Origin of the sequence: Streptomyces sp. Ag82_O1-12 (assembly GCF_900182715.1) — a bacterium.
GTDB classification, from domain to species: domain Bacteria; phylum Actinomycetota; class Actinomycetes; order Streptomycetales; family Streptomycetaceae; genus Streptomyces; species Streptomyces massasporeus.
Map to the genome: position 1 here is coordinate 675490 of NZ_FXUW01000001.1, position 13154 is coordinate 688643.

Sequence of the window (13154 nt, forward strand, 5' to 3'; positions counted from 1 at the left end):
CGCTTATCCGGTGACCGCCAGCAGGGTCGGGCGGCCCCCGAGAGCGAGCGAGAAGTGGTCGGTGACCTGGGCCAGGGCCCCGGCAGCGCCGGGCGCAACGGTCAGGGTGCCGTCGTCGTTCACGGAGATGTCCTTGTCGAGGGTGAACCAGCCCGGCGTGATGTGGGCGGCGCCCATGGAGTTCAGTACGGGGCGCAGGGCGTAGTCGATGGCCAGAACGTGGGCGGTGGTGCCGCCGGTGGCCAGCGGGAGGACGGTCTTGCCCGCGAGCGCGTACTGCGGGAGCAGGTCGAGCAGGGCCTTGAGCAGGCCGGAGTAGGCGGCCTTGTAGACGGGCGTACCGATCACGATGCCGTCCACGCGTTCGAACAGGGCGGTGGCCTCGACGATCGCCGTATGCCGGAAGTCGGCGTGCAGCAGGGCCTCGGGCGGGAGCGTGCGGACGTCGAACGGGATCACGTCGTGCCCCTGGGCCCTGAGCCGGTCGTCCAGGTGGCGCAGCAGCCGGGCGGTGCGGGAGGTGGCGGAGGGGCTTCCGGAGACGGACAGGATGGTGGCCATCGGAGGACCTTTCAGGAGTACCAGGTGGGCTGCGGCAGTTCGCCGGTGAGGACGTGGCGGCCGATCTCGCGGCGCTTGTAGGCCACCGGGTCGTGAAGCGTGTGGGTGCGGACATTGCGCCAGAAGCGGTCGAGGCCCTCGGCGGAGGCGGTGGCGCGGGCGCCGGTCACCTCGAAGATCCGGTTGGTGACCTCCAGGGCCACGTCGGTGGCCCGGGCCTTCACCGCGGCCACCCGCACCTCGAACTCGCCGCGGGCCTGCTCGGTGACCGCGTCCGGGGCGTCGTGCAGTTTCTGGCCCTCGACGGCCACGGCGTCGGCCAGCGCTTCGACGGCCCACAGCTTGGCGGTGAGGTCGCCGTAGGTGTCGATGACGTACGGCTCGTCCACGGCGTGCTCCTGACCGCTGTGCAGCCAGGCACGGGACTTGGTCCGGGTGTAGGTGACGGCGGTCTCCAGGGCGCCGGCGGCGATGCCGAGGTAGAAGTTGACGAAGACGAGCTGGATGGTGGGCACGTTCAGGGTGTTGTAGATGCGCGGCTGGAACTGCTTGTCCACGTAGCCCGCCGCGGCCGACCAGGGGACGCGTACGGCGTCAATGGTGACGCCGCCGCTCTCGGTCAGACGCTGGCCGATGTTGTCCCAGTCGTCGTGGAAGGTCAGGCCCTCGCTGTCGGACGGGACAATGGCGAAGACGTGGTCGTCGGTGCCCTCCAGGACGCCTTCGAGGACGGTGACGTCGGAGACCTTGCTGCCGGTGGAGAAGGACTTGCGTCCGGTGAAGGTGAGGGTGTCGCCCTCGTCCTTCACCGTCACGTCCTCGTCGCGCGGATTGACGGCGCCGCCGAAGAACCACTGATTGCGGGCGGCCTCGGCCTCCACGTGCTCCCACTGTTCGCGGGTGGCGACCAGACGGGCGGCCCAGTTCCACAGGTAGTGGTAGCCGAGCAGCTGGCCGATGGAGCCGTCGGCCTTGGCGACCTCGCGGACGACGCGGTAGGCGGTGGGCCAGTCCTGGCCGGCGCCCCCGTGCTCGACGGGGCCGAGGAGGGTGACCAGGCCGGAGTCCTTCAGCAGCTGGACCTCGGCGTACGGGGTGGCCGCGGCCTTGTCGCGGGCGACGGCGTCGGTGGCGAGGACGGCGGCGACCTCTGCGGCGCGGGCGATCCAGTCCTGGGTGGTCCGCGGGGCGGGGGCGGTCTTCCAGTCGGACGGTGTGGCGGTGCTCATGGTGAAGTCCATTCGTCTTGGGTGCGGATGCGGGTGCGGGTGGTGCGGTCAGGCGCGGGCGACGGCGACGGGCTCCGACTCGGCCTCCTGTGCCTCCAGTTCGCGCACGAGGGGCAGCACGCGCTTGCCGAAGTACTCGACCTCCTCGTGGTAGTGCAGGAAGCCGAGGAGGAAGAGGTCGACGCCGAGTCGCTTGTAGGCGACGATCCGTTCGGCGATCTGCTCGGGCGTGCCGATCAGGCCCGTACGGAAGCCGTCGTTGTACTGGACCAGGTCCTCGAAGCTGGAGTCCTGCCACATGCCCTTGCCGTCGGCGGTGGACGGACCGGCCTGCTGGACGGCGTCGCGGAAGCCGTGGACGGCCTCGGTGTTGGCCTTGGCGACGATCTCGCGGAGCGTGTCGCGGGCCTCGGTCTCGGTGTCGCGGGCGATGAGGAAGCCGTTGAGACCGAACTTCGGTGGCGTACGGCCCGCTTGGGCGGCCGAGGTGCGGACGTCGTTGATCTGCTCGGTGACGCCGTCGAAGTCCTTGCCGTTGCTGAAGTACCAGTCGGAGACGCGGCCGGCCATGGCGCGGGCGGCGGTGGAGTTGCCGCCCTGGAAGATCTCCGGATGCGGTCGTTCGGGTGTGTTGAGCGGCTTGGGCTTGAGGGAGAAGTCGCGCACCCGGTAGAAGTCACCGGCGAGTTCGGCGTGGTCCTCGGTCCAGATTTTGCGCAGGGCCGTGATGAACTCCTCGGCGCGCCGGTAGCGTTCGTCGTGCTCCAGCCACGGCTCGCCGAGGGCGGTGAACTCGCCCTTGAACCAGCCACTGACGACGTTGACGGCGAAGCGGCCGCCTGACAGGTGGTCGGCGGTGGCGCCGAGTTTGGCGAGGACGCCCGGGTGCCACAGGCCGGGGTGGACGGCGGCGATGACCTTCAGCCGCTGGGTGGCGAGCAGCAGGGCGAGGCTGAAGCTGGTCGACTCGTGCTGGAACTCGGCACCGTAGCTGGCCATGTAGCGGACCTGGCTGAGGGCGTAGTCGAAGCCGTTGTTCTCGGCGAGGACGGCGAGCTCGCGGTTGTAGTCGTAGCCCCAGTCGGTGCGCTGCTCGATGGTGCTGGTGACCAGGCCGCCGCTGACGTTCGGCACCCAGTAGGCGAAGCGGAGGGGGTCGGATCCGGGCGGTTCGGACATAGAGAACTCCTGGTGACAGAGCATGCAAGAGAGCGCATGCGAAAAGCGCGTGCGGCGACAGGGAAACGTGTTCGGTGCTCGGGATTCAGGCGTGCGGGCGCACTGTTCCCGGGAAAGCCGAAATCACGACGGAAAACGGCCGGCGGCGGAATGCACGAGGGGAGATCGGCGCGAGTGCGAGGATTTCCCTCGGAGGCTCAGCTGGTGCGCTCAGGCCCGACAGCGACAGCAGGAGCTGGAGACACGCGCGAGGTCGACGTGGCGTCGACGCGTGAGGTCCTGTCGCTTCATGTCACCGATAGAACCAGTGGAGAGTCCTGCAGGTCAAGAATTCCTGGCCGTGATTCCACATCCTGAGAGTCGGTATTCACGAGGTTGTGACAGGGTTTCCCTTGAATCCGACGCGGGACCGGCGCCAGTCTCCTGTCGTACGCATCGAACAGCTGGAATACATCGCCGCTGTCACGCGGTTCGGTTCGCTGAGGCGCGCCGCGGAGGAAGTGCATCTGTCCCAGCCCGCGCTCAACCGGACCGTCCGCAATCTGGAGCGCGAGCTGGGCGTGGATCTGCTGGAGCGCAAGCGGTCCGGGGCGAAAGATCAGCGACGAGGGCCGGGAGCTGCTGCCGCACATCATGAGTGTGCTGGACGCGGTCGACCGGTTGCGCGGCGCGGCCGACGAGCAGCACCTCATCAGCCGCATGGTCCGGCTCGGCACGGTCGACACGGCCACTGTCCCGCTGGTCATTCCGACCGTGCGTGAGTTCCGGGCCGCGCACCCGGTCACGCAGGTCGAGCTGGTGGGCGCGCAGCAGAGCGAGATCCACCGTGGGCTGCTGGGGGGCGTGTTCGACCTGGGGCTGGTGAACTACCTTAGCCCGCATCCCTCGCATCTCGACAGCCTCGGACATCTGAGGTGTTCACGCGTCTCGTTCCTCCTTCGTCCGGGCATCGGCGAACGCCGCGATGGCGGCGATCTTCGCCGCCGGGATCAGCGCGATCAGCTCGCTCGCCTCGATTTCGACGCTGCTGTCGCGCCGCCCGCTGCCGCAGTAGATGCGCCCCGCATCCGTCAGTCTCTCGTCGAAGACGACGACCGCCGACTCGTCCGCGCACACCGGGCAGATGCCGCCAGGCTGCATGTCCAGCTTCTCCAGCCGCTCGGCGGGCGCCGGCGTCAGATCCGCACGGCGGACTCCGGCGGCGCGGGCCAGTGGGCCATACCGCAGCCGGGCGTGGCCGGGCAGCGCGGCCAGCACCAGTCGGTCGTCGGGGGCGGTGAACGCCAAGGTCTTGACTGTTTGTTCCAGCGGGATACCCAGCGCGGCGCACACCTCTTGCGGCGTGTCGAGCGCGGGATGCGGGTGGAGGCGGAACGGGACGCCGCGGGCCGTCAGAATCGCCACCGGGTTGGAGTCGTCGACGGTCGGCGGGCCTTCGGGGGCATCGCTCGTGATGCCGGTGCCGGTAGCGCCCGGCCGACGTGCGACGAGGACGACGCTGGCCAGCACGGCGGCCAGGCCGATCAGCATGCTGGGGGTCAGCGGCTCGTCCAGCAGCAGCGCGCCCCACAGCACGCCGAACACCGGGACCAGGAAGGTCACGGTCAGTGCCGTGGCCGGTCCGTGCGCTGCGACGATCCGGTAGAAAAGGGCGAAGCCGAGCGCGGTGCAGGGCAGGGCCAGCGCCAGGACCGCCCAGGTACTGCGTGCGCCGGGCAGCTCCGGGGGTGGCGCGAACGGCAGCAGCGGCAGCAGCAGGGCGGCGGCGGCCAGTTGCTGGCCGGCGGCCACGGCGGTCGGGGGGACCGTGGTGAAGTGCCGGGCCGCGTACACCCCGCCCAGGCCGAGGCACAGCGCGGCCAGCAGGCTGGCGGTTACGGCGAGCAGCAGGGGCGCGTCCGGCCTGACGGGGCCCAGCCCGACGAGGACCGCGACGCCGCCCACGCCCACGAGCACGCCGCCGACGCGACGCGCCGTCAGCCTTTCCTGTCCCCGTGACGCGCCGATGAGCAGGGCGAACAGTGGAGTGGTGGCGTTGAGGGTAGCCGCCAAAGAGGCAGGCAGGCGCAGCTCGGCGGCGGCGATGAGCGTGAATGGCAGTGCTGCTGACACCGCGCCCAGCGTGAGGTAACGCCTCCCGCTCCCGTGCTGCCGCCAGCTGGGGCGCTCGTGGTGCAGCGCTCGCAGTACCAGCCACAGCGCGGCGCCCGCGAGCAGGCACCGGGCCTCGATCAGCGCGACTGGGCCCCACTGAGGTACGGCGACCCTGATGAAGAGGAACGACGCACCCCACAGGGCTCCCAGGGCGATCAGCGACGCGAGACTGCGCAGGTTCATGGGGAGCAGCGTCCAGCCGGATGCGAACATGAGGCAAACAGATGGCCTTCATATGAGGATGAAGAGATTTCATGTCACTTGGGCTTCGGCAGCTGCGTGCTTTCGTCGCTGTCGTGGACGCCGGCGGCTTCACGTCGGCGTCCGACGAGATCGGGCTTACGCAGTCGGCCGTCAGTCATGCCGTGGCCGCTCTGGAACGGGAGATCGGGGCGGCCCTCATCAGCCGTGGGCGTGACGGCGTTCGGCTGACCGGCCTGGGCGAGCGAATTCTGGTGCATGCCAGGGCCGCGCTGCGCCAGGTGGAACTGATCGAGGAGGAGGCGGCCGCCGTTCGTGGCCTGCGCCGCGGACGACTGCGCATCGGCGGCTTTCCTTCGGCCTGCCAACTGCTCCCGCCGCTGATCGCCGAACTGCGCCGGATCCACCCCGGCATTGAGGTCGCTCTGTGGGAGGGGACTGATCAGGAGGTCGCGCAGTGGCTTGCGGATGGGCTGATCGACCTGGGAATGCGCGCGAGCCTTGCGCCGCCGGCTGCCTCCGATCTGGTGCTGGCCGCCGACCGGATGGTGGCCGTCGTCGACAAGCGGCACCCGCTGGCGGCCGAGCCCGATGTAACCCTGGCGGACCTTCAGGATGACCCGCTGCTGCTCTCCGACGGCGGCTGCGAGCCGCTGCTCGACGAGCTGCACGCCGCGGCTGGTCTCCCACTGCGCGTGGCACAGCGGGTGCGGGAGATGGCCACTCTGCTGGCCATGGTGCGAGCCGGCCTCGGCGTCACCGTCGTGCCCGAGCTGAGCCTCGCCTCACGCCAGGGCATCGCGGCCCTGCCGCTCCGCCCGGCGTCCCGTCGCCGGGTCCTGCTCGACACCCCGGCTGGGTCCCCGCCACCTGCTACGGTCCAGGCGTTCCAGGACATACTCCGGAGGAGCGACGATGCCGCTGCCTCCCGCCGCGGCGCTGGTGAATTGGCCCGTGTACAGCACGCCTAGTACTGCCGGTGCTTGTGCTGAGTGCTGGGCAGTTTTCAGGGGCTGTGTCCGCGTCGTTCGTAGTGATTCAAGCGGGCCTGATATAGGCGTCGGCGGCGCCAGGTTGCAGCTTGCCTGACCGTCGGCGTCGGGGACCGCGGCGGGAGCGGATGGGCGGGATGCCACGGACCAGAGGGATGGGGGTCTGGCTGTCGTGAAGGTTGGCGGCGGAGATGCCGATCGACAGGGTCAGGCCCTGCCGGTCGACGATGAGGTGGATAGCCTTTCCACGAGCCAGCATGGTGGCCGCACGCATAGCGAACCCTCGAACTATGTTGCCCCGCCACATGTGCGCCTGACCTGCGGATTCCTACGGTGTGGCGACACGTAAACGTGCCCGTCACACCCCAGGAAGTGGTGCCGATGTCGTCGCCCGCAGCCGCTCCACCAGCCCCCGCCAGCCTCAAGCGCATCGTCGCCGCGTCCCTCATCGGCACCACCATCGAGTGGTACGACTTCTTCCTCTACGGCTCCGCCGCCGCGCTCGTGTTCAACAAGCTGTTCTTCCCGGACTCCGACCCGCTCGTCGGCACCCTGCTGTCGTTCCTGACGTACGCGGTCGGGTTCGCCGCCCGGCCGCTGGGCGCGCTGGTGTTCGGGCACTACGGTGACCGGCTCGGGCGCAAGAAGCTGCTGGTGCTGAGCCTGCTGTTGATGGGCGGGGCCACCTTCGCCATCGGGCTGCTGCCCACGCATGCCTCCATCGGGACGGCCGCACCGGTGCTGCTCACCGTGCTCCGGCTGGTCCAGGGGTTCGCGCTCGGCGGTGAGTGGGGCGGTGCCGTGCTGCTGGTGTCGGAGCACGGGGACGCCCGGCGGCGCGGGTTCTGGGCGTCGTGGCCGCAGACCGGCGCGCCGGCGGGGCAGCTCCTCGCCACCGGTGTGCTGTCGCTGCTCACGGCCCTGCTGTCGGACGCCGCGTTCGGCAGCTGGGGCTGGCGGATCCCGTTCCTGCTGTCCGGCGTGCTGGTGATCGTCGGTTTGTGGATTCGTCTGTCTGTCGATGAATCGCCGGTGTTCAAGGAGGCGTTGGCGCAGGCCGAAGCCCGCAAGGCGGACGTCGCGGCGGAGGCCGAGAAGCTGCCGCTCGTCTCCGTGCTGCGGCACCACTGGCGTGACGTGCTGGTCGCCATGGGCGCACGCATGGCGGAGAACATCAGCTACTACGTCATCACCGCGTTCATCCTCGTCTACGCCACCACCTCGGCCGGCGTCTCCAAGCAGACCGCGCTCAATTCGGTGCTGATCGCCTCGGCCGTGCACTTCGCGGTGATCCCCGCGTGGGGCGCGCTGTCCGACCGGATCGGCCGCCGGCCGGTGTATCTGATCGGTGCGGTCGGGGTCGGGCTGTGGATGTTCCCGTTCTTCTCGCTCATCGACACCGGCGGCTTCGGCAACCTGATCCTCGCCGTGACGGTCGGACTGGTCCTGCACGGGGCGATGTACGCACCCCAGGCCGCGTTCTTCTCCGAGATGTTCGCGACGCGCATGCGCTACTCCGGTGCGTCGATCGGCGCGCAGTTCGCCTCGGTCGCGGCGGGCGCGCCCGCACCGCTGATCGCCACCGCGCTGCTGTCCGACTACGGCAGCTCCACACCGATCGCCCTGTACGTCATCGCCGCCACCGTGCTCACCGTCATCGCGGTGGCGGCGGCCAAGGAGACGCGCAACCGGGACCTGGCCGACGTCGCGGTTCGCCCCGGACAGGGTGCGGACCGGACGGCCACCGCCCCGGAGGACGCCCGCACCGCCTGACCCGCCAGGAGCAGTGAACTCCGGCCCCCGTACGCAGGCCGCGTACGGGGGTCAGTACTGTGCCGGGGCCGACAACTGGTGCAGGCGCAACGCGAGCTGGATCTCCAGGGCCCGGGCCGGGCTCTGCCAGTCGTCGCCGAGGAGACGGCCGACGCGCTCCAGGCGCTGGGCGACCGTGTTCACATGGACGTGCAGTTCGTCCTTGGTGCGGGCGGGGCTCATGCCGCAGGCGAAGTACGCGTCGAGGGTCCGCAGCAGTTCCGTGCCACGCCGCCGGTCGTAGGCGACGACCTGGCCGATGGTGCGGTCGACGAAGCCCGGGATGTCGCGGTCGCCGGCCAGGAGCAGTCCCAGGAAGCCGAAGTCCTCGGCGGCGGCCCCGTCCCCGGCACGGCCGAGGACGCGCAGGGCTTCGAGGCAGCGGCGGGCCTCCGCGTAGGCCGTGGCCACGGTCTCGGGACGGGTGGCGAGGTCCTCGGCGGGCGCGGAAGCGCCGACGGTGACCGGTGCGTGGACCGCCGTGCCCAGCTGCCGGGCGGCGCGCCGGGCCAGGCCGGTCGCCGTGTCCCCGGGGCCGAGGGGCAGCAGCAGGACGGTGCCCCCGTCGCGGGCGGCGGCCAGGCCGTGCCGCGTCGCGGCCAAGTGGGACGCCGCCGCTGCCAGGCGTCTGCGGGCGTCCGCCTCCTGGTCGGCGTCGGCCGCGGTGTCCTCCAGCCGCGCGGCCAGCACCACGTGGAGCGCGTCAAGGTCGGCGTGCAGCCGGGCGGCGCGCTCCCGCAGCAGGCGCGGGTCGCGGTCGCGGGCGTCCAGCAGGTCGTCCAGGAGCTCGCCGCGCACCCGCTGTTCGGCCTCGGCGGCGGATCTGCGGGCCAGGAGCAGCAGGGAGGTGACCATGGCGGCGCGCTCCAGGGTGCGCTGGTCGACGGGGTCGAGCCCCGGGTGCCCGCGCAGGACCAGTGCGCCGAGCAGTTCGCCGCCGGCGGCGACGGCGGCGATCCAGTCGTCCTCGTGCAGCACCGCGTGTCCCTCCGCGCCGGACTTCTCCAGGGCGCCGGCGGGTGCGGCGGCGGCCTCGGCGAATTGCACCGTGCCGTCGAGGATCTCGGAGACCGCGGCGGCCACGTCGTGCACGCCTCCGCCGCGCAGGACGAGTTCGGCGAGACGGTCGTGCACGTCGGAGGCGCGCTCGATGACGCCGCTGCGGTCTCGGATGATCTCGTTCGCCCGCTCCAGGCCGGCGAGGGCCGACCGGGTCTCGGCGAGCAGGTTGGCGGTGTCGATGGCGGCCGCGGCGAGGGCGGCGAAGGAGCCGAGCAGGGCGATCTGCTCCCGCTCGAAGACCCGGGCGCGGCGGTCCGCGGCGAACAGCACGCCGATGACGTGGTGTCCGAGCGTCAGCGGCACACCGAGGATGGCCACCAGCCCCTCGTCCCGCACGCCCGCGTCGATGGTCAGCGTGTGCTGGAAGCGGTCGTCCTTGAAGTAGTCGTCGGTGACATAGGGGCGCGCGGTCTGGGCGACCAGGCCGCCGAGTCCCTCCCCCATGCCGAGCCGCAGCTGCTGGAACCGGGCCGCGACCGAGCCCTCGGTGACCCGCATATAGGTGTCGCCGCGCTCCGTGTCGTTCAGGCTGAGGTAGGCGACGTCGGTGCCCAGCAGCGAGCGGGCGCGCTGCACGATCGCCTGGAGCACGGCGTCGAGGTCGCGCAGCCCCGCGAGGTCGTGGGCGGTCTCGAACAGCGCGGACAGCTCGGCCTCGCGCCGGCGTCGCCCCTCCAGCTCGGCGCGCACGCGCAGGGCGAGCGGCTTGGCCTGCCGGAGCGCGGCGATCCACTCCGCCGGGCGCCCTTCGGCACGCGCGAGCAGCTCCGGCTGCTCATAGGCGTCGGCCGACGCGCCCCGGGCCAGCAGCTCGAGGAACGGCATCTCGGCGGACTGCACGTGATCGCTGGACATGCTCACAGGATTCACCATGACCGGCCGGTCCCGTCAGCCCTGTGGACAACTCCCCCGGGCGGACGGAAGCGGCCGCTCAGTGGGCGGTCCACCCACCGTCGAGCACGAGTGAGGTACCGGTCACGAAGGAGGCCTGTGGACTGCACAGGTACGCCACCGCCTCGGCGACCTCCTCCGGTTCGATCAGCCGTTTGACGGCGCTGTCCTGCAGCAGCACCTCGGACAGCACCCGTTCCTCGGGGATGCCGTGCGCCTGCGCCTGGTCGGTGAGCTGCTTCTCGACCAGGGGGGTGCGCACATAGGCGGGGTTCACACAGTTCGAGGTGACACCGTGGGGCGCGCCTTCGAGGGCAGTGGTCTTGGACAGTCCCTCCAGACCGTGTTTGGCGGCCACATAGGCCGACTTGTAGGCAGAGGCGCGCAGCCCGTGGACGGACGACACGTTCACGACGCGGCCCCACCCCTGCCCGTACATGTGGGGCAGGGCCCCGCGGATGAGCCGGAACGGTGCCTCCAGCATCACGGTGAGCACCGTGTGGAACACCTCGGGCGGGAACTCCTCGATGGGGCGCACCAGTTGGAGTCCGGCGTTGTTGACGAGGACGTCGGTGCCCGCGGCGGCGAGTTCGGCGGCGTCCAGGTCGGTGAGGTCGAGGACGTGCGGCTCCACCGTGCCGGCGAGGCCGCGCCCCTGGTCGGCCAGTGCCTCGAGACCCGAGGCGTCGCGGTCGACGGCTCTCACCTTGGCCCCGGCGGCAGCGAGCCGCAGCGCACAGGCACGGCCGATGCCACCGGCGGCGCCGGTGACGAGCGCGGTGCGGCCGCCCAGGTCGAGCGGGGAGGCGTGGGGGGCCAGGAGGGCACGAGGCGCGGTCATGGTTCGACCCTAGGCAGCGCCCCTACCCCACCCCATGTGGTCACGCCCCATAGTTCAACCGGAGGCAGTGGGGTCGAACCATGTGGGGTCGTCCGACAGGGCCTGCTTGATCCGGAGCAGGTCGGACTCATCCAGCTCGGGCAGCGCGTCGACGTCGAACCAGGCGACGTCCAGCGACTCGTCGTCGTTGACCTTCGCCTCACCGCCGACGGCACGGCAGCGGAAGGTGATGTCCATGTACTGGCAGGTGTCACCGTTCTCGTACGTGACAGGTTGCAGGGCCTGGACGAGGACGACCCGTTCGGCGACGCACCGTACGGCCGTCTCCTCGTAGACCTCCCGCACCGCGCATGCCGCGGGCTGCTCCCCCGGGTCCGGGATGCCGCCGATCACGGACCACTGGCGGGTGTCGGCCCGGCGGTTGAGCAGCAGCCGGCCCTCGTCGTCGAAGACGAGGGCGGTGACCCCGGGGAGCCAGAGCAGCTGATGACCGGCCGAGGCACGGAGGGTGCGGATGAAGTCGGGAGTAGCCATGCCGTCGACCCTAAGGGGCCGCCTCCGGCGCCCTGGCGCGATTCAGACCGCGTGCGGACCGCGTACGGCTACGCGTCACCGGCGCGTCGCCCGCGCAGCCCGGCGCCGACGGCCCAGCCGAGTCCGCCGGCCGCCACCAGCACAAGGGCGATCTCCGGCAGGACTCCGAGGCGTGTGGCGGGGGTCTGCGAGGACCGCAGCGGCACCTTCTGCACCAGCGAGTCGGCCACGAACATGCCGGTCTTCTGCGTGATCCTGCCGTCCGGCATGATGATCGCGCTGACACCACTGGTCACCGGTACCGTCACGGCTCGGCTGTGCTCGACCGCGCGCACGCGGGACATGGCGAGCTGTTGGTAGGTCATCTCGCTGCGGTCGAAGGTGGCGTTGTTACTGGGCACGGAGATCATCTGGGCGCCGTCGGTGACCTCGGAGCGCACGGTCCAGTCGAAGGCGGCCTCGTAGCAGGTGACGAGTCCGACCTTGGCGCCGTCCATGGTGAACACGCCCGGCTCGGTCCCCCGGCTGAAGTCCTGTCGGACCATGGACGTCCAGTTCTCGTTGATGGCTCCGACGAGCGAGCGCAGCGGCAGATACTCGCCGAACGGCTGGATCTGGCGCTTGTCGTAGGTGTCGACGGGGCCCTTCGCCGGGTCCCACAGGATCTGCTCGTTGTACAGCTTGCCGTCCCGCTCGACGACGCCGCCGACCGAGATGGGCACGCCGATGGACCTGGTCGCCGCGTCGATGACGGCACGGGCGTCGGGGTTGGCGAAGGGGTCGATGTCGGAGGAGTTCTCCGGCCACAGCACGAAGTCGGGCCGTGCGACCTTGCCGGCCCTGACCTCGGCGGCCAGTCGCTCCGTCTCACGCGCGTGGTAGTCGAGGACGGCCCGCCGCTGGGAGTTGAAGTCGAACCCGGCGCGGGGCACGTTGCCCTGGATCACCGCGACGGTGGCCTGGCCGTCCTCGGCCGTGTCGCTGACCAGCGGCCGGGCCGCGACGGCGCCAACGACGGGGACGGCCAGGCTCAGCAGGCCCATGGCAGCCGCGGCGCGCCGCACCTCACCGGTCCGCCGCCACCGCACGGCGAGCCGGACGACCTCGTACAGTCCGAAGCCGCACAGGACGACCGCGAAGCCGAGTACCGGGGTGCCGCCCACTGCGGCGAGCGGCAGGAACACACCGTCCGCCTGACCGAACGCGATCTTTCCCCAGGGAAAGCCGCTGAAGGGCGCACGCGCGCGTGCCGCCTCGCCGGCGATCCACACGGCTGCCGCCCACACCGGCCAGCCGGGCAGCTTCGACACGGCCGCGACACCTGCGCCGACCAGGGCGACGAAGAGAGCCTCGATCGCCACCAGGGCGAGCCAGGGGACCGGCCCGACCTCCACTCCCGTCCACACCAGCAGCGGCAGCAGGAAGCCGAGGCCGAAGAGGTAGCCGAGTCCGAGTGCCGCCTTCCAGCCGCGTCCGCGCAGCACCCAGCCGAAGACGGCGAAGGCCGGCAGGGCCAGCCACCACAGGGTGCGGGGCGGGAAGGAGACATAGAGGAGCAGGCCGGAGAGCGCGGCTGCGGCGGCCGGGACGAGACGTACGAGCCGCCGGGCCCACGTCCGCGCCCCGGGCGCGCTCCGCGGCTCCAGCTGGTCCGATTCGCCGACGGAGGTTGCGGTGACGGTCACTCCCGGAGTGTAA

The 13154-nt window shown here is 71.0% G+C and carries 11 protein-coding genes and 2 pseudogenes; 3 read left to right on the forward strand and 10 right to left on the reverse strand.

Annotation, left to right across the window (positions count from 1 at the left end):
* Window positions 1-3: 3 nt before the first annotated feature.
* The 4 genes from ssuE to QOL88_RS38770 form a co-directional block, all read right to left on the reverse strand.
* Window positions 4-561: an NADPH-dependent FMN reductase gene (gene ssuE / locus QOL88_RS03200; RefSeq protein ID WP_097214977.1), complete on the reverse strand. Its 558-nt coding sequence runs from the start codon at window positions 559-561 to the stop codon at window positions 4-6.
* Window positions 562-572: 11 nt separating this feature from the next.
* The gene (locus QOL88_RS03205) at window positions 573-1790 is read right to left on the reverse strand and encodes an acyl-CoA dehydrogenase family protein (RefSeq protein ID WP_097222839.1); all 1218 of its coding nucleotides are present in this window, start codon (window positions 1788-1790) and stop codon (window positions 573-575) included.
* A 48-nt stretch (window positions 1791-1838) separates the two neighbouring features.
* On the reverse strand, window positions 1839-2969 hold the full coding sequence (gene sfnG / locus QOL88_RS03210) for a dimethylsulfone monooxygenase SfnG (protein WP_097214978.1): 1131 nt from the start codon (window positions 2967-2969) through the stop codon (window positions 1839-1841).
* A 210-nt stretch (window positions 2970-3179) separates the two neighbouring features.
* Complete coding sequence (locus tag QOL88_RS38770; RefSeq protein WP_358839838.1) at window positions 3180-3260, reverse strand: putative leader peptide; 81 nt, start codon at window positions 3258-3260, stop codon at window positions 3180-3182.
* A 101-nt stretch (window positions 3261-3361) separates the two neighbouring features.
* Here QOL88_RS38770 and QOL88_RS03215 point away from each other — a divergent pair.
* A pseudogene (locus tag QOL88_RS03215) lies at window positions 3362-3842 on the forward strand (LysR family transcriptional regulator); the annotation flags it as partial.
* A gap of 45 nt (window positions 3843-3887) precedes the next feature.
* On the opposite strand, the gene QOL88_RS03220 reads toward QOL88_RS03215, so the two are convergent.
* On the reverse strand, window positions 3888-5306 hold the full coding sequence (locus QOL88_RS03220) for an EamA family transporter (protein WP_179878754.1): 1419 nt from the start codon (window positions 5304-5306) through the stop codon (window positions 3888-3890).
* Between the two features lie 71 nt (window positions 5307-5377).
* On the opposite strand from QOL88_RS03220, the gene QOL88_RS03225 reads away from it, so the two are divergent.
* Entirely contained in the window at window positions 5378-6295 is a 918-nt protein-coding gene (locus tag QOL88_RS03225; RefSeq protein WP_097214980.1) for a LysR family transcriptional regulator, read from the forward strand.
* A 106-nt stretch (window positions 6296-6401) separates the two neighbouring features.
* On the opposite strand, the pseudogene QOL88_RS38775 reads toward QOL88_RS03225, so the two are convergent.
* Window positions 6402-6566, reverse strand: a pseudogene (locus QOL88_RS38775) (IS5/IS1182 family transposase); the annotation flags it as partial.
* 131 nt (window positions 6567-6697) lie between these two features.
* Here QOL88_RS38775 and QOL88_RS03235 point away from each other — a divergent pair.
* Window positions 6698-8089: an MFS transporter gene (locus QOL88_RS03235; protein ID WP_179878756.1), complete on the forward strand. Its 1392-nt coding sequence runs from the start codon at window positions 6698-6700 to the stop codon at window positions 8087-8089.
* A gap of 51 nt (window positions 8090-8140) precedes the next feature.
* Here the strand turns inward: QOL88_RS03235 and QOL88_RS03240 are convergent, their stop codons facing one another.
* The 4 genes from QOL88_RS03240 to lnt all read right to left on the reverse strand — a co-directional run bounded on the left by QOL88_RS03240 (window position 8141) and on the right by lnt (window position 13141).
* Window positions 8141-10045 (reverse strand): helix-turn-helix domain-containing protein, encoded by a 1905-nt coding sequence (locus QOL88_RS03240; RefSeq protein ID WP_097214982.1) that lies wholly within the window; start codon window positions 10043-10045, stop codon window positions 8141-8143.
* A gap of 76 nt (window positions 10046-10121) precedes the next feature.
* The gene (locus QOL88_RS03245) at window positions 10122-10922 is read right to left on the reverse strand and encodes a 3-hydroxybutyrate dehydrogenase (protein WP_097214983.1); all 801 of its coding nucleotides are present in this window, start codon (window positions 10920-10922) and stop codon (window positions 10122-10124) included.
* A gap of 54 nt (window positions 10923-10976) precedes the next feature.
* The gene (locus QOL88_RS03250) at window positions 10977-11456 is read right to left on the reverse strand and encodes an NUDIX hydrolase (protein WP_097214984.1); all 480 of its coding nucleotides are present in this window, start codon (window positions 11454-11456) and stop codon (window positions 10977-10979) included.
* A 68-nt stretch (window positions 11457-11524) separates the two neighbouring features.
* On the reverse strand, window positions 11525-13141 hold the full coding sequence (gene lnt, locus QOL88_RS03255) for an apolipoprotein N-acyltransferase (protein ID WP_097214985.1): 1617 nt from the start codon (window positions 13139-13141) through the stop codon (window positions 11525-11527).
* Window positions 13142-13154 lie beyond the last annotated feature (13 nt).